Here is a 22,207-nt window from a genome sequence, read left to right as displayed (position 1 = left end):
TCCAGAGCTAGGTTTCAGCCAAATAAAGTTCTCATTTCCGGATAAGTCTATTAGATATCACCACTTCCCTTAAATTCTCAGGCTGTACTGACAAACTTTTGTCACCAAAATGCTGATTCATCAGCGCCGGGACTTGTGAGGCTTGAATTCGGCTATGGCGGGTTTTATCGGGCATTACTAAGTTAGGCCCAGCTTTACAGTTCTTCATACAACCAGTGCCCTTGATTGTAACTTGGTCTTCTAAACCGCGATCGCTTAAAACAGCCTCCAACGCCTGACAAACTTCTTTGCCGCCACGTTTCATGCAATCAGACTTTTGACACACCAAAATCGTGGCTTTAGTTTTAGCTGGTTTTACCTTGACATCATCAATAGATGGGGGTTCTTGTACTGGAGTAGTCGTGTGAACTCTTGCCATCTCAGAACGCGCCGCCATCACACGTTCAGCTTTCAGTGTAACTTTGTCTTTTTTTATATCGTATTCTTTATAACCAACAACTTCTAGCCAAGTACCTGGTGGTAGGCGCAAATCAAAAGCAGCCCGTAAATGTTTAGCTAGTTTAATGTAAGACTCACCCTCATGAGTCTCCAACAGTAAGCCTTTAAGCTTATAACCATCTTTAATAACAAATTCTATAAATCTGCCTTCAAGGCAAAACTCTGATACTTCTGTAGTGTGGGATGCACTCATTTTTTTGACCTATTTTTAACTAAAACAAGCTATCAAGCGAGATATTTTCACCAGCAGCCGCATATTATAACTATTTAGTAACGAGTATACCAGCAACGTTCAAGAGTCAAAATCTGATCTTGACGGGAGACAGTAAATCCCCGGATCACACTCCAAAGTTGAACAGCCGCACTAGGATTGCCAATTTCAACTTTCAATGGCTGGTTAGCCGCACAACTACAAGGAATGTTTAATTCCTTTAGGCGTTGATAGATTTGCCAGCGGTCTGCCCAATTCACCTCTACAAGGTGCTTTATTTCTATTTCTGAACTAAATGATTTCAAGAAAATTGCCCTCAAAGTGCAACAAACTTGCGGTAACTACCGCGATTTAACTCTTTGCTTTTTGTAAAATCTTAGGAGTTTAGCCTTTCAACACCAGCATACATTAAGTGCAAATAATTGTCATTAATTTTGGAAAAAATAAAATTTTTGCAGCGATCGCACACAGCAGGATCACCCAGACAAGGGCGACAAGGGGAAAATTCTACCCTGTCTTCTCCTACTCCCCACTGTCCGGGTAAATATCCACACTTAAGTTTTTATGTCAAAAATAATCATAAATACATGCAACTTGATGAGCATAACATCATCCAACAAATAATAAAATTGAGAATTTTAGTCAGCAAAAATACAAAATATTGTGATGGCGAATTAGCTTGCTCTTAATTATTAAAATGTTAATATGTAAACAATAAGCAGTTAAAATCTATTAACTGCTAAAGAGCGAGGAGCATAATGTCTGAAACGCAAACTTTGTTACGAAATTTTGGTCATGTATATGACAATCCCGTGTTGCTGGATCACAGCGTAACTGCTCCAGTTACAGAAGGATTCAACGTTGTATTAGCTAGTTTCCAAGCACTGTACTTGCAGTACCAAAAGCATCATTTTGTAGTTGAAGGCTCAGAATTTTACTCTCTGCATGAGTTTTTTAACGAAAGCTACAACCAAGTACAAGACCACGTTCATGAAATTGGAGAACGCTTGGATGGACTGGGTGGTGTGCCAGTAGCGACCTTCAGCAAACTAGCAGAATTAACCTGTTTTGAGCAAGAATCTGAAGGCGTATATTCGTCTCGCCAAATGGTAGAAAATGACCTAGGGGCAGAACAAGCCATTATTGGCGTAATTCGGCGTCAAGCTGCTCAGGCAGAGAGTTTGGGAGATCGAGGCACACGCTATCTCTACGAAAAGATTTTGTTGAAAGCTGAGGAACGTGCTTATCATTTGTCTCACTTCCTCGCCAAAGACAGCTTAACATTAGGGTTTGTCCAAGCTGCTCAAAGCTAAAACTCTCATAATCTAGATTTGTCTAGCTAGACTGAAAGAAAAAGTTGGCAGCACTAACTCTTAAAATATTATAAAAAATGGCAGAGAATGGTATCCTTATCTCTCTGCCATTTTTAATCTAAGTAAACATATACACATAATATTTAACATTGAAAATATTTAGCAATTAGCTAGTTAAGATAAATTTTTATCTAAGAAATTTATTTGTGCTGAACAATCAGATAGGTAGATGCAAAAATAAATCACCATCCGTTGCAAGCTATCATCAAGTTAAAGAAGAAAGATTTGCAAAAGCTTAATAAATTTAAGCATCAAAATTAAATAAAATTATAAATACAAAATAATCCTTGGGCATTGAGAATTGGGCATACTTAATTTTCCTTGTCTCCCTTGTCTTGCTTATCTCCCTTGTCCCCCTTATCTCCCTTATCTCCCCACTCCCTCTCTACAATCAAACTTAGAAAACTTAATAATAAAAAGCACTATAGGGGGTAAAGACCCTTAAAATAATCAGGATTTGTATTCTCGTACTCCAAGGCAACTACTATGCCCCGCCGTGACGACCTCCGGAAGATTCTACTGTTAGGCTCTGGTCCAATTGTGATCGGACAAGCCTGTGAGTTTGACTACTCTGGCACTCAAGCCTGCAAAGCTCTGCGAGAAGAAGGCTATGAGGTGATTTTGGTCAACTCCAACCCTGCAACGATTATGACCGACCCGGAAACAGCCGATCGCACTTACATTGAGCCGCTGACACCGGAATTGGTCGAAAAAGTGATCGAGAAAGAACGCCCTGATGCTCTACTACCGACGATGGGAGGACAAACCGCCCTCAATCTCGCCGTTGCTTTAGCCAAAAATGGAGTGTTAGAAAAGTACGGCGTTGAGTTAATCGGCGCTAAATTACCAGCGATCGAAAAAGCTGAAGATCGAAAACTGTTTGGTCAGGCAATGGCAAGAATTGGAATAGCTGTGTGTCCTAGCGACACAGCCGAATCTTTGGAAGAAGCCAAAGCTGTTGCCCGTCAAATTGGTACTTATCCCCTAATTATTCGTCCAGCTTTCACAATGGGTGGAAGTGGCGGCGGTATTGCCTACAACCAAGAAGAATTTGAAGAAATGGCGCAGGTAGGTATAGATGCCAGCCCCGTTTCGCAAATTCTCATTGACCAGTCTTTACTCGGCTGGAAAGAATACGAACTTGAAGTGATGCGTGATTTGGCAGATAACGTGGTGATTATCTGCTCCATCGAAAACCTTGACCCTATGGGTATCCACACCGGGGACTCGATTACCGTCGCTCCCGCGCAAACCCTCACTGATAAAGAATATCAAAGGCTGCGCGATATGGCAATTAAGATCATCCACGAGATCGGTGTGGAAACTGGCGGTTCTAATATTCAATTTGCCGTCAATCCGGTTAATGGGGATGTAGTTGTAATTGAGATGAACCCCCGCGTTTCCCGCAGTTCGGCTTTATCTTCCAAAGCCACAGGTTTCCCGATCGCTAAAATTGCCGCAAAATTGGCTGTGGGCTACACCCTGGATGAAATTCAAAATGACATCACCAAGAAAACTCCCGCGTCCTTTGAGCCGACAATTGACTATGTGGTGACAAAAATCCCCCGCTTCGCCTTTGAAAAGTTCCCCGGTTCAGAACCAGTGCTGACAACCCAAATGAAGTCAGTCGGGGAAGCAATGGCAATTGGGCGGACGTTCAATGAATCCTTTCAAAAGGCGTTGCGATCGCTAGAAACAGGACGTGCTGGTTGGGGTTGCGACAAAGCCGAAAAATTACCCAGTGGTGAACAAATTCGCGCCCAATTGCGGACACCCAACCCCGATCGCATTTTCGCCGTGCGCCATGCCTTGCAGCAAGGGATGACCATTGAGGAAATCTACGAACTCACTGGTATTGACCGATGGTTCTTGGATAAATTGCAGCAACTGCTAGATGTGGAGAAATTTCTCAAGCGGACACCTTTGCAGCAATTGACAAAAGAGCAATTTTATGAAGTGAAGCGGGACGGATATAGCGATCGCCAGATTGCCTATGCCACCAAAACCACCGAAGATGAAGTTCGCACCTACCGCAAGTCACTAGGGATTATCCCAGTTTACAAAACCGTAGATACCTGCGCCGCCGAGTTTGAAGCGTTTACTCCTTATTACTATTCTACCTACGAAGAAGAAACAGAGGTAATGCCCGCAACCAAGCCAAAAGTGTTGATTTTGGGTGGTGGCCCCAACCGCATTGGTCAGGGAATTGAGTTTGATTATTGTTGTTGTCACGCCGCCTATGCCTTGAAGGAAGCGGGGTATGAGACAATTATGGTCAATTCCAACCCAGAGACAGTTTCGACAGATTACGATACCAGCGATCGCCTTTACTTTGAGCCGTTAACAAAAGAAGATGTTCTTAACATCATCGAAATTGAAAATCCAGTCGGGGTGATCATCCAGTTTGGCGGGCAAACACCGCTAAAGTTGGCTCTCCCATTACAAGAGTTTCTTAACAATGACACCTCTGGACTGATTACTAAAATTTGGGGTACATCACCAGATTCCATCGACATGGCAGAAAACCGGGAGCGGTTTGAAAAGATTCTCCAACAGTTGAATATTGCCCAACCACCCAATGGTATCGCTCGGAGTTACGAAGATGCGCTGATTGTCGCCAAACGCATTGGCTATCCAGTGGTAGTGCGTCCCAGTTACGTGTTGGGGGGACGGGCGATGGAAATCGTTTATTCCGATACTGAGTTGGAACGCTACATGACCTTTGCGGTACTAGTGGAACCAGAACATCCGATTTTAATTGATAAGTTTTTGGAAAACGCGATTGAAGTCGATGTCGATGCGATCGCTGATCATACAGGAAGGGTAGTGATTGGTGGCATCATGGAACACATCGAACAAGCAGGGATTCACTCAGGAGATTCCGCTTGTTCTTTACCTTCTATTTCCCTATCACCAGCAGTTCTCAATCAAATTCGCACTTGGACGGTGCAGCTAGCACAAGCGCTGTCAGTTGTGGGACTGATGAATATTCAATTTGCCGTTGTCGGCGCAAGCAGCTATTCTCCCCAAGTTTACATTCTGGAAGCCAACCCCCGCGCCTCTCGCACAGTCCCCTTTGTTTCTAAAGCAACGGGCGTACAGTTGGCGAAACTAGCATCCTTAATTATGTCAGGCAAAACCTTAGAGGAACTACATTTCACCGAGGAAGTTATCCCAACCCACATTGCTGTCAAAGAAGCAGTATTACCCTTTAATAAATTCCCTGGAACTGATACAATATTGGGCCCAGAAATGCGATCCACTGGTGAGGTGATGGGGATTGACAGTGACTTTGGCCGTGCCTTTGCCAAAGCGGAAATGGGTGCTGGGGAGAGTTTACCACTGACGGGAACCGTATTTGTATCAATGAGCGATCGCGATAAAGCTGCTGCGGGTGCTGTGGTGAAAGAATTTATCGATTTGGGCTTTAAAGTGATGGCTACACTTGGTACACGGCGAGTTCTTCTCGAACAGGGATTAGATATTGAGTTGGTGTTGAAACTCCATGAAGGTCGTCCCCACGTCCTAGATGCGATCAAAAACCAAAAAATCCAACTTATTATCAACACACCTTCAGGGGAAGAAGCCCAGACTGATGCTAGGTTAATCCGTCGCACAGCCTTAGCTTACAAAATTCCGATCATTACTACGATTGCCGGCGCAAAAGCTACCGTCGCCGCCATCCATTCCTTACAAAATACGACTTTGGATGTCAAAGCCATCCAAGATTACTGCGCGATCTTCAAGGAGTAGGGAGAGACGCGATTAATCGCGTCTGTACTAGGGAGTGGGGATAAGGGGGACAAAGAGAATAATCAATGCCCAATGCCCCATGCCCCATGCCCCATGCCCCATGCCCCATGCCCCATGCCCCATGCCCCATTCCCTATTCCCCATTCCCAGAAAAAATTAAGCAATTGTTATAAGAGAATGACTATAGTTCTCATTGAGATATTTTGACAAATATGAGGAAGCTTACTTTGAGCTAGATAATTTCTTAAATTGACTTCTAGTCAGCCTTGAGGAAAAGGGCGACATTGCATGAACTGGAACAGTCAGGAAATTTCATGCCGCCATCTAGCCAAAACATTCTCATAAATGTTACAATTGTTAATAAGGTTCCAATAGAAAAATGTTTAAGAAGCTACCTTTTATCTAACTATAGATACTTGTGAAAAGTAGGAAATAACTGTAATTTTTAGCAGTTAGTAGCCCAAATTTGATTATTATGAGCAGCCGACGAGTTGATCGGGCGCGTAAGTTGCAAACCAGAGCATGGGTTCCCAGTCAAACTGGGTAGCACCCTAACAAAGCATCTATCCGTTAATGACCCTACCGCCAAACCCATCATTACCAAAGAGTAGCGCCATGAAGACCGCTCAGACAGCCACAGACCTCGTGCGGACTTACCTGCGTGAGATTGGCCGTGTGCCACTCTTAACCCACGAGGAAGAGATTTTCTATGGTAAACAGGTGCAACGTTCCTGCGCTTTGCATCAATCAAGAGAATATCTTGTCACCCAGTTAGGTCGTCAACCGACTCTAGAAGAGTGGGCCAAAGCGACAAAGCTAGAACCAGCAGAGTTGAACGAAGCGATCGCTGATGGTGAAATTGCCAAGCGCAAGATGGTAGAAGCCAATTTGCGGCTGGTAGTGTCCGTTGCCAAAAAGTACATAAAGCGCAACGTCGATTTACTGGACTTGATCCAAGAAGGTAGTATTGGTATGCAACGGGGCGTAGAGAAGTTTGACCCCACCAAAGGCTATAGGTTTTCTACCTATGCCTATTGGTGGATTCGGCAAGCGATCACTCGTGCTATAGCCGAAAAAGCTCGTACCATTCGGCTGCCTATCCACATAACCGAAAAATTAAATAAGATTAAAAAAGCACAGCGCCAATTGTCTCAAAAGTTGGGACGCGCTCCCACAGCTGGTGAGCTAGCTCAAGAATTAGAATTGACCCCCAAACAAGTACGAGAGTATCTAGAAAAGGCGCGTTTGCCCCTTTCCTTGGATTTGCGGCTGGGTGATAATTACGACACCGAACTTGGAGAAATGCTGGAAGATCCAGGAGCATCTCCCGAAGAGTTTGTCATGCAATCTTCTCTATCTTATGACTTAGATCGCCTGATGGGGGATCTCACGCCACAACAGAGAGAAGTGATCACGCTGCGCTTTGGCTTAACTGATGGGCAAGCGCTGACTCTGGCTAGAATTGGTGAAATACTGAACATCAGCCGGGAACGAGTCCGGCAAATTGAGCGAGAAGCCTTAACCAAACTTCGCAAGTCTAAAGCCAGCATGGATGAATATTTGGCAAGTTAGGGGAAAGTTAGGAGTTAAGAATGAGGAGTGATGAGTTTTAAATTAACTTGTCACTTCTCAGTTTATTTGTTAATGATTAAGGTGAGAAAATACGCTGACTTTGGTACGGTTACACCTACTTCCACTCTTACCCTAGCCTGTTACATTAGTTAACAGGAAGACCAAATAGCTAGCTAAGTCAAATCCAAAACAGGTATTTAATATTCAAATCATAAGCACGTCAGCCAGTAATGGTAGTTAAGGAACTAAAAAATGAATAACCCATCCAATCGTGTCTCAGAGTTTTTTAATAGCGATTCAGAAACTAGCGATTTACTATGGCAGTACGTTAAATCCTTAAGTCCAGAGACAGTTACCCAGCTATCCAAACCCACGTCTGCCGAAGTTTTTCAGGTGATGGAACGTAATATTACGGGACTGTTGGGAAATCTACCTTCAGAACACTTTGGTGTTACTGTAACCACAAATCGGGAAAATCTGGGTCGGCTTCTCGCCTCGGCGATGATTAGTGGTTATTTCTTGCGTAACGCGGAACAGAGAATGAGTTTTGAAGTCGCCGTACAAGGATCTGAAACCAACAATAGCGAAGTTGACTAGAAATATAAAATTTGTGAAATTTAATATTGTCGGGCTGATAGCTAGTCGCGTCGCTTCTCTACGAATTCAAAATTAACAATCCCCATAAATAAATTTAGGGGCTATTTTTGAATTTGGCTATCTGTGAACTCTTGTAATTTGGTGATTAGTTCAACTAGAGGCGTATTTCTAAATGATTAATACACATTTGTGGATAAGGTAACAAAGGTAGACTAAGTTGGCAATAAATTAAAACTCGGCAGAGTTCAAAGCAGCTTGCCGAGTTTTGTTATTAGTCAAGAGTCAAAAGTCAGGAATTCTTTCCCTAGTCCCGATTTCCCCAATTAACAATGCGTGAAACCAGTTCTAGTTCTTTCCCACCCCATAAAATCATTGGTGTTGCAGTAATTTGGAATGACCAAAAGCAAATTTTAATCGATCGCCGTCGTCCAGAAGGAGCGATGGGTGGCTTGTGGGAATTTCCTGGTGGTAAAATTGAGCCTGGTGAAACTATCAGCGAGTGTATTCAACGGGAAATTTCCGAAGAACTGGGAATAGTAATTGAAGTGGGAGAGCATCTGATTACTATTGACCATACCTATACAGACTTGCGCGTTACCCTCACAGTACATCATTGCCGCCATGTTACAGGTGTTCCCCAACCTTTGGAATCCGATGAAATTCGCTGGGTAATTTTGGAAGAACTGGAGCAGTTTACTTTTCCGAAAGCAAATACTCAAATTATTGCTGCTTTAAAAGGGAGTGGGGAGTGGGGAGTGGGCAGTGGGGATGAGGGAGATGAGGGAGATAGACTTTTCTCCAATGACAAATGACAAATGACCAATGGCCAATGCCCAATGCCCAATACCCAATGCCCAATGCCTAATGCCCAATGCCCAATAGCGTAACAATCTATTAATTGCATCAGGTTGAGTCCCGCAATTTTCTACAATAGGCGCAGGAACTTTGATTAAAGGTGTCAGCAAATAAATGCCTAAAACCGTTGCCGATGTGATGAGCCGCGATCCAATTGTCGTCCGGGCGGAAACTCCACTGAAGGAAGCTATCCAAATTCTCGCAGAACGCCATATCAGCGGACTACCTGTTGTGGATGATGTCGGTAAATTGGTGGGCATTATCTCAGAAACAGATTTGATGTGGCAAGAAACTGGTGTTACTCCACCTGCGTACATTATGTTTCTTGATAGCGTTATCTATTTAAAAAATCCTGCTACTTATGATCGTGATTTGCACAAGGCACTAGGGCAAACCGTTGGGGAGGTAATGAGTAAAAACCCGATCGCTATTTCCCCTGATAAAACTTTAAAGGAAGCAGCCACAATCATGCACGATCGCAGTGTTCACCGCTTGCCAGTACTTGACAGCACGGATCAAGTAATTGGTATCCTCACTCGTGGTGATATTATTCGGGCAATGGCAGCAAGTCAAGATTAGTCAGTTGTCATTTGTCATTAGTCCAGAGTTTTTTGACTGTTGACTAATGACAGTTTTTTTTATACCTTTGAAAATCAAGGATAACTAAATGAGTATTACTCCGGAGTCTGTTAAGCAATTGCTCAGTTCTGAGGATTTAGGCGATCGCTTACGTGCAGTAAATCAAATCCGCCAACTGGAACCTGCGATCGGCTTTGAATTAATTCAAAATGCTATTGGCGATCGCAATTCTCGTGTCCGTTACTCGGCGGTGAGTCAAATGGATACACTCGGAACGCAGGATTTACAGTTATCCTTGGATATCTTGCGCGATCGCTTACTTCATGACTCCGAAGTAGATGTCCAAGCAGCAGCAGCAGATTGTTTGGGTGCTTTGAAGTTACGCGAAGCTTTTGAAGATTTGCAGTTGCTTTATCATACAACTGGTGAATGGCTAATACAATTCAGTATCATTGCTACATTAGGAGAGTTAGGCGATCCACGAGCCTTTGAACTACTCAAAGAGGCACTCTCATCAGAAAACGAATTAGTCCAAACTGCTGCTATTAGTTCTTTGGGTGACTTGGGAGATGTACAAGCAGTTGCCTTATTGGCTCCCTATGCTACCAATCCAGATTGGCAAATTCGTTACAGACTTGTACAAGCCTTGGCTCGCTTGGGTAATGCAGAAGCTAAATCTATATTAGAAACTCTGGCTAATGATCAAGTAGAAGCGATCGCAACTGAAGCCAAAAATTCTTTGCAATCAGTTTAAGTCTATCTCATGTTAAGAAAATTCACCTTTAATATAGATTTATCTGAGAGGATAAAAAAATTCGATCTGGTTGGTAAATTTTGCATTCCAGTCAGATCGAATTAAGAAATTAGAGTGACTTTTAGTTGCTAAAAGTCACTTTTTTATATTTAGGATAGGTCTATTGAACGAAACTCTTACGGCGGCGAGACATAGCCATTACTGCACCTACTCCACCTAAGCCTAATAATGCAGCTGGTTCAGGAACGGTAGTTATTGCAAGACCAGTAAAAGTGGCTTTGAATGCTTTACCAGATGTGTAGTCATTTGCTGCATCATTATCTTGAGTAGAAAAAGTGATATATCCCGTTCCATTGGTTTTGTTACCAGATCCATCATCAAAGAATCCAACGTAATTCAAATTTATATCTGTTCCTGCGTTCTGTTTTGTGAATGTTGGGGTTCCCAAAGACGTTAAACTAAATGTATTTACTCCATCTCCTAAAGTACTAGAAGTTGCAAATACACCTAAGTCAAGAAAAAGAGAACCCGATGTTAAGGGGTTAGTAGTAACATTGAATATGTGAGCTGCGTCAAATGCTGTAAAACTTCCAGTTTGTAATGCTAGAGAAGCTAAACCAGGGTTAGGGGTAAATTGTAACAATGTATTTGACACTGTAACTGTAGTAGCAGGAAACCCAGCACCACCGTAATTAAAACTCCCATTGAGTGCAGCAGCTTGAGCAGATCCAGCAGAGGTAAAAAACCCAGTAGCTAAAGGGAGTGCAGCAGTAACGGCTAAAGTTGCATTTAGTAATGTAGATTTAAAACCAATCATTCTTGTTTGAGGCTCCTAGTAATAAGTTTAAATTAGAGCAATTGCTTTACTTTTAATCTCAGTAATTTATAAAAAATACTGTCAGTGAAAGCGAAGCTTGCGTGATCTATTTCTTATCTCCATAAAATCACATAGATTTAGACCCTGCAAGATTTACTTAGTGGTCTTCATCACATCTTTAAGGCATTACTATCCTTCATGAAATTTTAATTTCTGATATATCTGCGCTTTGTATATCTTTCATTTATCCGGTTTAAATTGTTGGTGATCGCTCTGACTTTAAGAAAGTTAATTTACGTATAATTGAAATACTGATAATTTTTAATACTTAAATCTATTCAGCCACATTTTAGATAAATGGAGTATGCAGTGTATCTATAATCTCTCCACTTACTAATATTTACTGAAACGGTTCCTCTCCTAGAAAAAATGAGGGGAACCTCTGTATTTGTTTACTATGGACAGTTTTTGTATCAAATTGAATGTTTGTAATAAATAGCTAACTGCTAACTGCTAGCTATTACCTCTGTTCTAAAATCTCTCAGATTTTCCAAATCCTAAGAGCCAAATACTTGTGGCCAAGTTGTCACAACAAAAACTACAACTGCGGCGATCGCTAACAACCCTTGAATCAAATTTCCAACCAAAGAGCCGACTATAATTCCTATACCCGCTTTAACTGCCAACATGAATTCACGTCGGTAAAAGTACTCTCCAATAATTGCTCCCAAAAGCGGCCCTAGTAAAATTCCTAACAGTGGACCCCCAAAAGGCAACGTTGGCAATAATCCTAAAAATCCCACGATCAAACCGACAATTGCGCCAATTTGCCCCCACTTGCTAGCTCCTGCTTGTCTTGCTCCCACATAGCTAGCTAAAAAATCCACTCCGACACTGAGCAGTAAAACTATAATTGTCACAATTAGTGGAATCTTGATAGCTGCAAAAGAACTACTAACGATTCCCCAGACGATAATTGCAATTAAAATTAAGCTGCTACCCGGAATAGCTGGAACTACGGCACCGATAACACCTACAACCATTACCGCAACTAATAGACTTATCCACAAATAAACCTCAAAATAGCTGAAACCCTTACATAGCTGGCTTTTTAGCTTATATAAAACAGGAACCTCTAAAACCCTCTCCAGAGCTAGGTTTCAGCCAAATAAAGTTCTCATTTCCGGATAAGTCTAATAGCCAATAAGTAATTTGCATAGATAAAATTGTAAATTTCCAAATTTCCGAGTCAGTTAGTCATTAGTAGGGGCGCTACTTGCGATTTGTTTACTACCCAAACCCCTAGCGACAGGCCTAGTGAAAGCACAAGCCGTTCGTATTGAGTAACTGAAGTTCCCAAACACTCCAAGATAAAGCTCAAAACCCATGACGAGAAAATTATTAACTGGACTGAGTTCAAAAGTCTACGAACACCCCTTCGATCGCAAAGCCTTGGCTTCTTTGCAAAATATGCCCGGTGTCTCCTTGCTACTCAAAAAAATTAATGAATACGGCATCGATCGCCTACTCAGGCTACAAAGCCTTGGTAGTGAAATTAGAATTTCGCCCCGTAATTTTCCCCAATTGTATCAAGCATTTGTAGAAACCTGCGAAATTCTTGATGTTGTTCCAGTTCCTGAACTGTATCTGTTTAGAGGCACAGGTCACATTGAAACCTACATTGTTGGGGTGGAAAAACCCCTTGTCGGTATCAATTTAGATGCAATGGAGTGGCTTGGCGCAGATGAGTTGCTTTACGTTTTCGGACACGAAGTCGCTCGCATCAAGAGTCAGCATATGGTTTATCACCAAATGGCAATTGTTATGCCAACTTTGAAAAATTTGTTGAGCAGTACCACACTGGGGGTAGGTGGTTTGGTAGCTAGTGGAATGGAACTGGGTTTGTATAATTGGCGGATGATGGCTAGATTCACTGCTGATCGGGCTGGTTTGCTGGCTTGTCAGGATATTGACGTCGCAACTATTACACTGATGAAACTTGCAGGTTTGCCAGATGAGTACTTGACTACTGCTGTAATCGAAGATTTTCTCGTCCAAGCCCGTGAGTTTGCATCCAATAGCTTTGATACTGTTGATAAAGTTACCAAAATATTAAGCTATACAGAACCCGGGCTTTCCTGGGTAGTTATGCGGGCTGGTGAGTTATTAAAATGGGTTGATTCAGGAGAATATGAGAATGTAATTCAACAGAAAAATTTAAAGACACCAGAAGAACCGGAAGAAAAAGAAGGAAAGACACCGGAAGAAAAGGAGGGGTGGAATTTTTTGACTTCTTGGTGATTATATTTTAAATTACCGATTTTAAATTAAATTTTTCAATTCAAAATAGGTTTGTGACGCTCAATGAATTGCTAATTAATGTGCTATCAGCAATTCCAAATCCTTTGATTGAGCATAGAGTCAGCCCCAACTCTTGGAGACGCTACGCGAACGGGGAAGTCAACCCCTTCGGGGAATTAAAAATTAAAAATTAAAAATTAAAAATTAATAATCCCCATAAATCAATTTAGCGCAAAGTCTGAGCGGAGGTTTCCTTCGTTGGCACAGCCCGCCGCAGGCATCAGAACTTTGTAAGAGAGGAGCTTGTAATAATGACTTAGTATTTCTCGCGCTCTACGTCTCGAAATACATTTTTTCTGTTCTCCATAAATAAATTTAGGGGCTTGTACCCTTTTCGTTTTCGGTCAAAAGTCACTCATTGAAAAGTTAAAAGTAAGAACCCCATAAATAAATTTAGTTGCTTTAAGAACCAAAGGTTTGTTTCATTTTTGAAAGAAGCTTCGAGATGGACTCACCGTGGATAATAGAACCATGCATTGTTGCAAGGTACTTAATGGGTAGCTTCTCTATTGCTTCAATCCCTCGAGTGAAGCTTTTGCCTTCAGACATAAACCCGACTTTTTGCTGAAACTTAATGATAGATTCTGTAAGATCCTTCTCGGTAACAGGTTCCTCGAACTGACCAGGGTGAGCCGCCAGATCGGAACAAAAAAGCATCTCCTCTTGCGGCTGATAGAATACACAACCCTCCCATCCATGAGGAAAATGAGGAGTTTCAATAAGTATGATATCTCTTTTACCCAAGGAAAGAGCTTTGTTATTATTAAGAACCGTTGTTGGTCTCAATGCAAAGTCATCCATGTTCGATTGATTTAGAGGACTCACAATTGTTTTGGCTTGCGGAGCTGCTTCAAGCCACTGATTAAGCGCTCCGCACTCATCAGCCTCAAGGTGACAAAAGGCAATGTAATGAAGTTTTGAAGGGTCACAGACAGACGAAACAAGCTGATAAGTTTGCTCGAACCAATTTGAGCGACCCGTATGAATAAGCATAGGGCGCTCATCAAGGATAAGGAATTGACTGAAAACAAACTTTTTATTATTTGAGATAGAAAGCTTATATATATTAGGAACTATCTCATCTATGCGCGTGAAGTTAGCATTGAAATGCGTAAACATTATATTTAGGGTAAAAAATATCTGACGAAATCCAATTTTTGTTCACAATTGCAAGTTGTGTTTGTAACTCTATATTATTGGTAGTGGACAGCTTCATCCCGACTAAATCATTGCTGAAAAATCAAGTTGCGGCCATTCTCTGGGTAAACCTGCTCCTGGTTTTTTCTCATCTCCAATCGACACACGTAATTGAGTTTTAGATCCAACCTGCTTCTGTGCACTCAGACTTAATGGGTGTATTTGTTTGAAATTTTTAAGTGGAATCACAGGTAAATATCCCAAAATCTAAAATTGTCTGACTTCTAAAGTAGCGAATAACCTAACTATTAAGAGTCACAGCAAGTTTATCAGCAATTCCCGCAATCCAGTTTTCATCTTGTTTAGTATAACTGCGAGGAGCATTCGCTGCCAAAATTAGCGCACCTTGGTTGCCAATAGGTTGACAAATTACACCTTGAGTATTTTCTGGTAAATAATCAAATTCAACCCTACCTGGATACACTTTTAGCGCAACTAGATAAATCGGCTTTTGTTTTTCGAGTACCTGTTTTAAGATTACTCCTGGTACAACCTCAGATTTAGTACCCAGAATCCCACGACGCAACAAAACTTTACCTTGATAAAAAACCACAAGCGATCGCGTTATTGTATTAGTCAACAATAAATGAGATGCCCAGGCTAGCTCTGTTTTCACTGCTTCCGGTAAATCTGCTGCTAGTACAAAACCTTCTTCTCCAATTAGTTCTACAGTATCAGGCGATCGCGGCTGAACTTGCTGCCAAATTAAACCCGTCAAAATTAACACCGCACTCAAAATTACACCCACCACATCACCACGCGATTGAGACTGGGTTAATTCCGGTGTCAATAAACGGTTAATCAGCAAAAGCACAGCGCCTATCCCACCCACGACAATGGGTAGACGCCGCAAAACTCGATTAGGATCAGGTTTGGTCATTAGTCATTAGTCATTAGTCATTAGTCATTGGGCACTTGTACTGAGCGACTCGTGCCGAGCGGAGCCGAGGTAAGTCGAAGTGTTGGGCATTGGGTATTAATTATTCTCCTCTGCTCCCCTGCTCCCTCATCTCGTCACTCCTCCCCTGGTTCAATAATCCGCTGGAAAAGATAACCAGTACCCCGCGCTGTGAGAATCAATTCTGGGTTGCTAGGATCATCTTCTAACTTTGCCCGCAAACGGGATATATGCACATCTACTACACGGGTATCTACATGACGTTCTGGTGTATAACCCCAAACTTCCTGCAAAATTTCTGAACGAGAAAAAGGTTCTCCAGAGCGGCTAACTAACAACTCTAACAAGCTGAACTCCATACCCGTCAATCGAATCCGCTCATCACCTTTGTAGACTTGTCGCTTATTCGTATCGATTTTAATATTAGCGACATGGATCACCCCAGAACTAGGAATGCCAGAACCACTGGTTTTGTCTACCCGCCGCAACACCGAGCGAATTCGAGCTTCTAGCTCCTTGGGGGAAAATGGTTTAACTACATAGTCATCAGCACCCAATTCTAGCCCAGTGATCCGATCAGCTACATCACCCAAGGCTGTTAGCATAATAATCGGGACATCTGATTCTTTTCGTAATTCTTGACATACACCATAGCCGTCGAGCTTTGGCATCATTACATCCAAAACTACCAGGTCAGGATCAGTTTTGCGAAAAGTTTCTAAAGCTTCTTCCCCGTCGCCAGCCGTCACGACATCGTAGCCAATCATGGAAAGGCGCGTTTCCAAAATCCGGCGAATGCTGGCTTCGTCGTCTACCACCAAGATTTTTTCTTTATGGCTTTCCAAGTTTTTCAAGGCTCCTTCACTAAAAATTTACATGATTAATTTTTAATACCATAATATTAAGATATCATTCCATCAATGGATTTGGAAAAAGCTCTAAATACTACTATGATTGGATTTTAGTTTTTTTTCCGAATTAAGTAAATATTAAGATTATTTAATAAGATTTAAGAATGGCAAAGCCAAAAACCTTTTATGTTTGTAACGAATGTGGAGCAGAATCTCCCCAGTGGTTTGGTAAGTGTCCAGGTTGCGGCACATACAATTCTCTAGAAGAACAAATTACTATCCAGTCTTCAGTAGATGTACCCAGTCGCGGGGGAGTGAGTAGTTGGCAATCAACTCAAACCAATGGCAAATCTCACGCTAAACCAGCTAAAGCGCGAGCCTCCTTAACATTTGACCAAATTACCGATCGCCAAATTGCTCGATGGGAGTCTGGTTATGGAGAATTGGATCGAGTGCTTGGGGGTGGGGTTGTCCCAGGTTCTATGGTGCTGATTGGTGGTGATCCGGGTATCGGTAAATCGACTTTATTGCTGCAAGTATCAAATCAATTAGCACAGAAATATCGCATCCTTTACGTAACTGGTGAAGAATCGGGACAGCAGGTAAAATTACGAGCTTCTCGTTTGGGAGTATCAAAAACCCTAAATGTGGTGAAGGAGGAGAAGGGAACAGTAGTACTAGATACTACACTACCCATAGACCCTGATAGTATCGGTGCAGATTTATATATACTGCCAGAAACAGATTTAGAAGAAATTTTACGGGAAATAGACTCTCTAAAACCAAACGTGGCAGTGATTGATAGTATTCAAACTGTGTTTTTTCCGGCGCTGACTTCTGCACCAGGTTCAGTGGCTCAGGTACGGGAATGTACGGCAGCACTAATGAAGGTTGCGAAGCACGAAGATGTCACTATGCTGATTGTGGGACACGTTACCAAAGAAGGAGCGATCGCCGGGCCAAAAGTCTTAGAACATTTAGTTGATACTGTGTTGTATTTTGAAGGCGATCGCTTTGCCTCCCATCGGTTATTACGGACAGTAAAAAACCGCTTCGGTGCAACTCACGAAATCGGCATCTTTGAAATGGTAGCGGAGGGACTGCGAGAAGTCTCCAATCCCTCAGAGCTATTTTTAGGCAACCGTGACGATCCTGCTCCCGGTACTGCCATTGTCGTGGCTTGCGAAGGTACTCGCCCGATAGTTGTGGAATTGCAAGCTTTGGTGAGTCCCACCAGCTACCCTTCTCCTCGGCGTGCTGGAACTGGCGTAGACTATAACCGCCTAGTGCAAATTCTCGCCGTCTTAGAAAAACGGGTGGGAATTCCCATGTCCAAGTTAGATTCCTATGTTGCTTCTGCGGGTGGATTGAATGTGGAAGAACCGGCAGTAGATTTGGGAATCGCGATCGCGATCGTTGCCAGTTTCCGCGATCGCATAGTTGATCCCGGTACAGTATTGATTGGGGAAGTTGGGTTAGGCGGACAAGTGCGATCGGTTTCCCAAATGGAATTGCGGTTGAAAGAAGCGGCTAAGTTAGGATTTAAACGAGCGATCGTGCCAAAAGGGACAAAATTTCCCGACCTCAATATTGAGATTTTGCAAGTATCTAAAGTAATAGATGCGATTATCGCCGCCATCCCGCATCAGGAATTGACAGCCGACGATTTAGAACCCGATGAAGATGAGTAAGCATAGCCGTTTCAGAACTGGGTACTTAGGAAAACAGTCCCTAGTCTTCAGTCCCTTTTACACATCGAAGGAAAACCGATCATGACAACCCTCACCCAAGATTACCAAATCACTTGGGAAAAACTACCCGATGATTACAAACTTCCAGATGATCCAGGGGACAATATCAATCAACCAGCCTTAGCTGCTGCACTCACGGAAAGCCTACAATTAGCGGGAAAAATTTCAGTTAACGCCCTAACTCCAACCAATTATGGCATTTGCGCCACCTTGAATGGCAGAATGGTCATCAAAGCTCCTGATTGGGCATACATACCTAATATTCGTGTTGAACGCCAAGAGGTAAAACGCAGTTACACTCCCCAGCTACAAGGAGAAATGCCAGTAATTGTGATGGAATTTATTTCCGATACACAGGAGACAGAGTATTCTATCAAAGCGACATATCCCCCAGGAAAATGGTTTTTCTATGAGCGCATCTTAAAAGTACCAAACTACATCATCTTTGAACCAGACAGTGGTAGTTTCGAGATGTATCGCTTACAAAGCACAGAACAGTACATCTTGCAAGAGCCTAATGAAAATCAACGCTACTGGATAGCAGAAATGAATCTTTACCTTGGGGTGTGGCAAGGTACTCGTGAAAATCACGCCGGAAAGTGGTTACGGTGGTGGGATGAACAAGGAAACCTTCTGCTTTGGGGTTCGGAGTTAGCTGAACAGGAACGCCAACGTGCCGAACGACTAGTAGCACAATTGCGGGCGGCGGGGATTGAACCAGAAGTGTGATGAAATGTTTTAGGAAAAATTGAAAGCCACTGATCCCCGATTTGTCAAACAAGTTGGGGATCTTAATTTCTCACAAATGATTAAGTAGGGCTGAATACCAGTTGTTAGGCAAGACGATGGTTTAACAACTGCGATCGCCATAAGTTTATTACAATTGGATATACCGCTTATTGTAGGCTCCATCAGCATTGCTTAAAGTTTTGGCTTGGGAAAAGAAGTCGTTGCAAATTAGAAACATGGTATTTGATTGGAACGAAGAAAAAGCCAAAAGCAACCTTGCCAAGCATAATGTTTCTTTTGATGAAGCTACTTCTGTGTTTGACGATCCGCTGTTTTTAACCTTTGCCGATCCAGAACACTCCCTTCAAGAGCAACGTTTCATTATTATGGGAGAATCAGCCAAAGGGCAATTACTAGTTGTCGCTTATACTGACCGTGCAGACACCACGCGCTTAATTAGTGCCCGTCCAGCTACCCGTAAGGAACGCAAAGCTTATGAGTCAGACCTTTGAAATGGATGATGACTTACGTCCTGAATACGACTTTACTCAACTCCCAGTTATAGCACGGGGTCAAGGGCGCAAACGATCCACCCTAACTGTCCAGTTAGATCCCGATGTAGCAGCAATTTTTCCAGATTCTGGGGCAGTTAATGAAGGGCTGCGCCTATTGATAAGATTGATTCAACAAACATCATCCCAAACAGGTGTACAGTCTGTAGCTGTATCAAAAGAGGCATAGCTATTAGCCTAAACTGCGTAAAAACCTCGCATAATCCCAATGCATCCGACCGCCGAAAGGTTATCTGCGAGGGATGATTGGGAACGTTAAAGCAAATTTAGGTTTGACATACCCCAGATGAATTATTCTCGCTTTTGCTAATCACGCTCCCCGATCATATTGTCGAGCAAAAGCGATGTCTACGACGGGCTACGCCTACGCCCCATTTAGTCTAAAAATGCGATCGCCATAGGTTGATTACGATTGAATATACTGCTCGGCTCCATCAGAATCGCCTAAAATCTCCTTTGCCAAACGCCCTAGCAATGAAACAAATCAAAATTATTATCGAAAAACATTCTGACGGTTATGTTGCCTATCCTCTTGGTATAAAAGGGGCTATAGTTGGTCAAGGTAACAGTTATGAAGAAGCCTTAGCCGATGTCAAGTCAGCTATTCGCTGCTACATTGAGATATTTGGCAAAAAAATGCTCGAAGATGACTCACCAGTAATTGAGGTATTTTTGGCAGAGGCAGAGGTGGCTATTTAATGCCGAAGTTTCCTGTCGATGCTCCGAAAAAGAGAGTTATCAAAGCATTTGAGTTGTTAGGATTTCGGATTATTCGGGAACGTGAACATATTGTCATGGCGCGAGAAAATGAAGATCGATCGCAGACACCATTGCTAATGCCTAATCAATCTCAAATTAAATCAGGGACATTAAGATCAATTTGCACTCAAGTGGGTATCTCGCGGGATGAATTCTTAACAGCTGATGAGCAAAGTTGAGTAAAAAACTTAATGTAGAGACATTGCATACAAAGTTTACACATCAACCTTAGCAAAAACTCGTATTTATGGTGTGCCAAAATAAAGATCAGTAAAACTACGGTTTTTACCAATGGCGTGGAATCCAAGGCAGCAGTTGTTTAGCGATCGCTACATAATCGAAAGAGAATTGGGTGGAGGTGGAATTGGCATTACCTACCTCGCTAGAAACCAAAGTAATGAGTTGCGTGCAAGGGTTGCCTAGTAGTAACGCCTACTGGAAACTGCAAAAGGAATTGCAGAGCCAAGCAATATTGCTTCTTGGCAAGTTCATTCCATTTCCTTCAACGCAAATGGACAGTTGTTAGCCATTGGCGAATATGGCGGTAATATCCAGATATGGCAACGATAGGGAAAAACTGCGTCAACGCATCCAGCTAAATATAGTCTTCTCTTGAAGAATAAAAAATATGACTTCTTCTCCCCACTATATTCCTCAATCTGATCCGCCGCTTCCTCCTTGGGAAACTCTACCAACGATGTATGATTTACCAAGTGACAACCCAGAGGAACCAGGCTTGCCAGACGATTTTCACTTTTTACAACCCTTACTTTTATACTTAACTTTTCAGCCCATTAACTGGAACCCCGAACTAGTTTACAGTGCTGCTGACCTTAATCTCTACTATGATTTACAGCATCCTTTGTGGTATAAGCGCCCAGATTGGTTTGGTGTAGTCGGGGTAGGAAAGTTATACAAAGGGCAAGACTTACGGTTAAGTTATGTAACTTGGCAAGAGCCAGCAAATCCCTTCGTTGTTATTGAGTTGTTATCTCCAGGTACGGAAGACGAAGATTTAGGCACAAGAAGAGAAAGTGCAGCAGATAAACCTCCTAGCAAATGGGAAGTTTATGAACGAATTTTGCGGATTCCGTACTATGTTGTTTTTAGTCGCTATACTAATGAACTTCGGGCTTTTCAGTTAGTAGGCGGTCACTATGAACCGATGAATTTGGACGAAGGGCGCTTACTAATGCCAGAAATAGATTTAAGTTTAGGCTTATGGCAGGGTTCATTTCGAGATATTGAAAGGTTGTGGTTAAGGTGGTTCACTTTGGCGGGAGAATTAATTCCCGCACCCACAGAGGAAGCTGCTGCTGCAACTGAACGAGCTATCATTGCGGAACAAGAAGCTACAGCAGCTAAACAAGAAGCTACAGCAGCTAAACAAGAAGCTGCTCAAGCCAAACGAAAAGCAGAACAATTAGCAGAACGTTTGCGTCAGTTAGGTGTGAATCCTGATGAACTATAGGACTCCTATTTTATTTTTGAAAAAACTCCGTACAACTCGAAAGGGCTGATTCCCCATTCCCTACTCCCTACTCCCTGCCTACGCAAATAAGTTCAAGAATCAAATCGGATTGCTATAGATGAATTATTGTAGCTTCATCAGTCTTTTCTGATACGCAGCATCATTTTCTGCTTTTGAGGAATTACCTCTACTGAAAAGTTTGATAGCCGATGCCGAAGCAGTTATTTGATAACGATATTGCCTCCCATAAAGATTAATTTTTGAATGCGATGTCTAAGACGAGCTGCGCTAACGCATATTCAGCACTTGAAATACATATAATATTTCCCTCAGGAAGTCTATAGCTACGTCAGCCCCAACTCTTGGAGACGCTACGCGAACGGGGAAGTCAAAAGTCACTCATTCAAAAGTTAAAAGTCAGTTTTTCTGAAAAACCATCAGGTCATGCTATATCCTTACTGTTCCCAAACTCATTATTAATTGGGTTACTAGGGGTAGATAAGGTTCAGCAGCAAATCTCAAAGGCGATATTCGCAGATATTACCGCAGACACTGGTTATGTTGCGGCTGCTAAAATACTTAAATATAAGTACTATGGGAAAACTACTC

Annotated in this window: 24 protein-coding genes; 17 read left to right on the top strand and 7 right to left on the bottom strand. The window is 42.4% G+C overall.

Going from position 1 to position 22,207, the window contains the following annotated elements; all coding sequences use genetic code 11:
* Positions 1–31: 31 nt before the first annotated feature.
* Both PUQ00_RS14570 and PUQ00_RS14565 read right to left on the bottom strand, forming a co-directional pair.
* Positions 32–691 (bottom strand): (2Fe-2S) ferredoxin domain-containing protein, encoded by a 660-nt coding sequence (locus tag PUQ00_RS14570; protein ID WP_300417616.1) that lies wholly within the window; start codon positions 689–691, stop codon positions 32–34.
* 74 nt (positions 692–765) lie between these two features.
* A complete protein-coding gene (locus PUQ00_RS14565) occupies positions 766–1,014 on the bottom strand; it encodes an Asr1405/Asl0597 family protein (RefSeq protein ID WP_300417613.1) in 249 nt (82 codons plus the stop codon).
* A 117-nt stretch (positions 1,015–1,131) separates the two neighbouring features.
* Between PUQ00_RS14565 and PUQ00_RS14560 the strand changes: the two genes are divergently transcribed.
* The 8 genes from PUQ00_RS14560 (at position 1,132) to nblB (ending at position 10,192) form a co-directional block, all read left to right on the top strand.
* Entirely contained in the window at positions 1,132–1,398 is a 267-nt protein-coding gene (locus PUQ00_RS14560; RefSeq protein WP_300417611.1) for a hypothetical protein, read from the top strand.
* 69 nt (positions 1,399–1,467) lie between these two features.
* Complete coding sequence (locus tag PUQ00_RS14555) at positions 1,468–2,022, top strand: Dps family protein (protein WP_300417608.1); 555 nt, start codon at positions 1,468–1,470, stop codon at positions 2,020–2,022.
* A 546-nt stretch (positions 2,023–2,568) separates the two neighbouring features.
* Positions 2,569–5,835 (top strand): carbamoyl-phosphate synthase large subunit, encoded by a 3,267-nt coding sequence (carB, locus tag PUQ00_RS14550; RefSeq protein ID WP_300417605.1) that lies wholly within the window; start codon positions 2,569–2,571, stop codon positions 5,833–5,835.
* Positions 5,836–6,450: 615 nt separating this feature from the next.
* The gene (locus tag PUQ00_RS14545; RefSeq protein WP_300417602.1) at positions 6,451–7,407 is read left to right on the top strand and encodes an RNA polymerase sigma factor, RpoD/SigA family; all 957 of its coding nucleotides are present in this window, start codon (positions 6,451–6,453) and stop codon (positions 7,405–7,407) included.
* A 252-nt stretch (positions 7,408–7,659) separates the two neighbouring features.
* On the top strand, positions 7,660–8,004 hold the full coding sequence (locus PUQ00_RS14540) for a DUF760 domain-containing protein (RefSeq protein WP_300417599.1): 345 nt from the start codon (positions 7,660–7,662) through the stop codon (positions 8,002–8,004).
* 329 nt (positions 8,005–8,333) lie between these two features.
* On the top strand, positions 8,334–8,816 hold the full coding sequence (gene mutT, locus PUQ00_RS14535; RefSeq protein ID WP_300417596.1) for an 8-oxo-dGTP diphosphatase MutT: 483 nt from the start codon (positions 8,334–8,336) through the stop codon (positions 8,814–8,816).
* 157 nt (positions 8,817–8,973) lie between these two features.
* Positions 8,974–9,438, top strand: coding sequence for a CBS domain-containing protein (locus PUQ00_RS14530; protein WP_300417593.1), 465 nt, complete (start codon positions 8,974–8,976; stop codon positions 9,436–9,438).
* A gap of 88 nt (positions 9,439–9,526) precedes the next feature.
* A complete protein-coding gene (gene nblB / locus PUQ00_RS14525; protein WP_300417591.1) occupies positions 9,527–10,192 on the top strand; it encodes a phycobilisome degradation protein NblB in 666 nt (221 codons plus the stop codon).
* A gap of 160 nt (positions 10,193–10,352) precedes the next feature.
* On the opposite strand, the gene PUQ00_RS14520 is transcribed toward nblB, so the two are convergent.
* Together PUQ00_RS14520 and PUQ00_RS14515 are read right to left on the bottom strand one after the other, a co-directional pair.
* On the bottom strand, positions 10,353–11,009 hold the full coding sequence (locus PUQ00_RS14520; RefSeq protein WP_300417588.1) for a PEP-CTERM sorting domain-containing protein: 657 nt from the start codon (positions 11,007–11,009) through the stop codon (positions 10,353–10,355).
* 557 nt (positions 11,010–11,566) lie between these two features.
* The gene (locus PUQ00_RS14515) at positions 11,567–12,052 is read right to left on the bottom strand and encodes a DUF456 family protein (protein WP_300417624.1); all 486 of its coding nucleotides are present in this window, start codon (positions 12,050–12,052) and stop codon (positions 11,567–11,569) included.
* A 343-nt stretch (positions 12,053–12,395) separates the two neighbouring features.
* Here PUQ00_RS14515 and PUQ00_RS14510 point away from each other — a divergent pair, with 343 nt between their 5' ends.
* A complete protein-coding gene (locus tag PUQ00_RS14510; protein WP_300413670.1) occupies positions 12,396–13,310 on the top strand; it encodes a M48 family metallopeptidase in 915 nt (304 codons plus the stop codon).
* Between the two features lie 462 nt (positions 13,311–13,772).
* Here PUQ00_RS14510 and PUQ00_RS14505 read toward each other — a convergent pair whose 3' ends face one another.
* From PUQ00_RS14505 to rpaB, 3 genes are all read right to left on the bottom strand, one after another.
* Complete coding sequence (locus PUQ00_RS14505) at positions 13,773–14,489, bottom strand: hypothetical protein (protein WP_300417586.1); 717 nt, start codon at positions 14,487–14,489, stop codon at positions 13,773–13,775.
* A 319-nt stretch (positions 14,490–14,808) separates the two neighbouring features.
* Positions 14,809–15,447 carry a cofactor assembly of complex C subunit B gene (locus PUQ00_RS14500; protein WP_300417583.1) on the bottom strand — a complete coding sequence of 213 codons (639 nt, stop codon included), beginning with the start codon at positions 15,445–15,447 and terminating at the stop codon, positions 14,809–14,811.
* A 134-nt stretch (positions 15,448–15,581) separates the two neighbouring features.
* Entirely contained in the window at positions 15,582–16,310 is a 729-nt protein-coding gene (gene rpaB / locus PUQ00_RS14495; RefSeq protein WP_300417622.1) for a response regulator transcription factor RpaB, read from the bottom strand.
* 170 nt (positions 16,311–16,480) lie between these two features.
* On the opposite strand from rpaB, the gene radA reads away from it, so the two are divergent.
* The 8 genes from radA (at position 16,481) to PUQ00_RS14455 (ending at position 21,598) form a co-directional block, all read left to right on the top strand.
* Positions 16,481–18,007, top strand: coding sequence for a DNA repair protein RadA (gene radA, locus PUQ00_RS14490; protein ID WP_300417580.1), 1,527 nt, complete (start codon positions 16,481–16,483; stop codon positions 18,005–18,007).
* A gap of 81 nt (positions 18,008–18,088) precedes the next feature.
* Positions 18,089–18,796: a Uma2 family endonuclease gene (locus PUQ00_RS14485; protein ID WP_300417577.1), complete on the top strand. Its 708-nt coding sequence runs from the start codon at positions 18,089–18,091 to the stop codon at positions 18,794–18,796.
* Positions 18,797–19,032: 236 nt separating this feature from the next.
* Positions 19,033–19,308 (top strand): BrnT family toxin, encoded by a 276-nt coding sequence (locus PUQ00_RS14480; protein WP_300417574.1) that lies wholly within the window; start codon positions 19,033–19,035, stop codon positions 19,306–19,308.
* A complete protein-coding gene (locus tag PUQ00_RS14475) occupies positions 19,292–19,537 on the top strand; it encodes a hypothetical protein (protein WP_229492087.1) in 246 nt (81 codons plus the stop codon). The genes PUQ00_RS14480 and PUQ00_RS14475 overlap by 17 nt, the downstream gene beginning before the upstream one ends.
* Before the next feature lie 305 nt (positions 19,538–19,842).
* On the top strand, positions 19,843–20,067 hold the full coding sequence (locus tag PUQ00_RS14470; RefSeq protein WP_300417569.1) for a hypothetical protein: 225 nt from the start codon (positions 19,843–19,845) through the stop codon (positions 20,065–20,067).
* Positions 20,067–20,306, top strand: a complete 240-nt coding sequence (locus PUQ00_RS14465; RefSeq protein WP_300417567.1) for a type II toxin-antitoxin system HicA family toxin — start codon at positions 20,067–20,069, stop codon at positions 20,304–20,306. Before PUQ00_RS14470 ends, PUQ00_RS14465 begins: the two co-directional genes overlap by 1 nt.
* A gap of 112 nt (positions 20,307–20,418) precedes the next feature.
* Complete coding sequence (locus tag PUQ00_RS14460) at positions 20,419–20,550, top strand: hypothetical protein (protein ID WP_300417564.1); 132 nt, start codon at positions 20,419–20,421, stop codon at positions 20,548–20,550.
* Between the two features lie 205 nt (positions 20,551–20,755).
* The gene (locus PUQ00_RS14455) at positions 20,756–21,598 is read left to right on the top strand and encodes a Uma2 family endonuclease (RefSeq protein WP_300417561.1); all 843 of its coding nucleotides are present in this window, start codon (positions 20,756–20,758) and stop codon (positions 21,596–21,598) included.
* Positions 21,599–22,207 lie beyond the last annotated feature (609 nt).

Source organism: Nostoc sp. S13, assembly GCF_029379315.1.
Lineage (GTDB): Bacteria > Cyanobacteriota > Cyanobacteriia > Cyanobacteriales > Nostocaceae > Nostoc.
The sequence above is the reverse complement of the archived record's forward strand: the minus strand, read 5'-3'. Positions and strand labels throughout refer to the sequence as shown.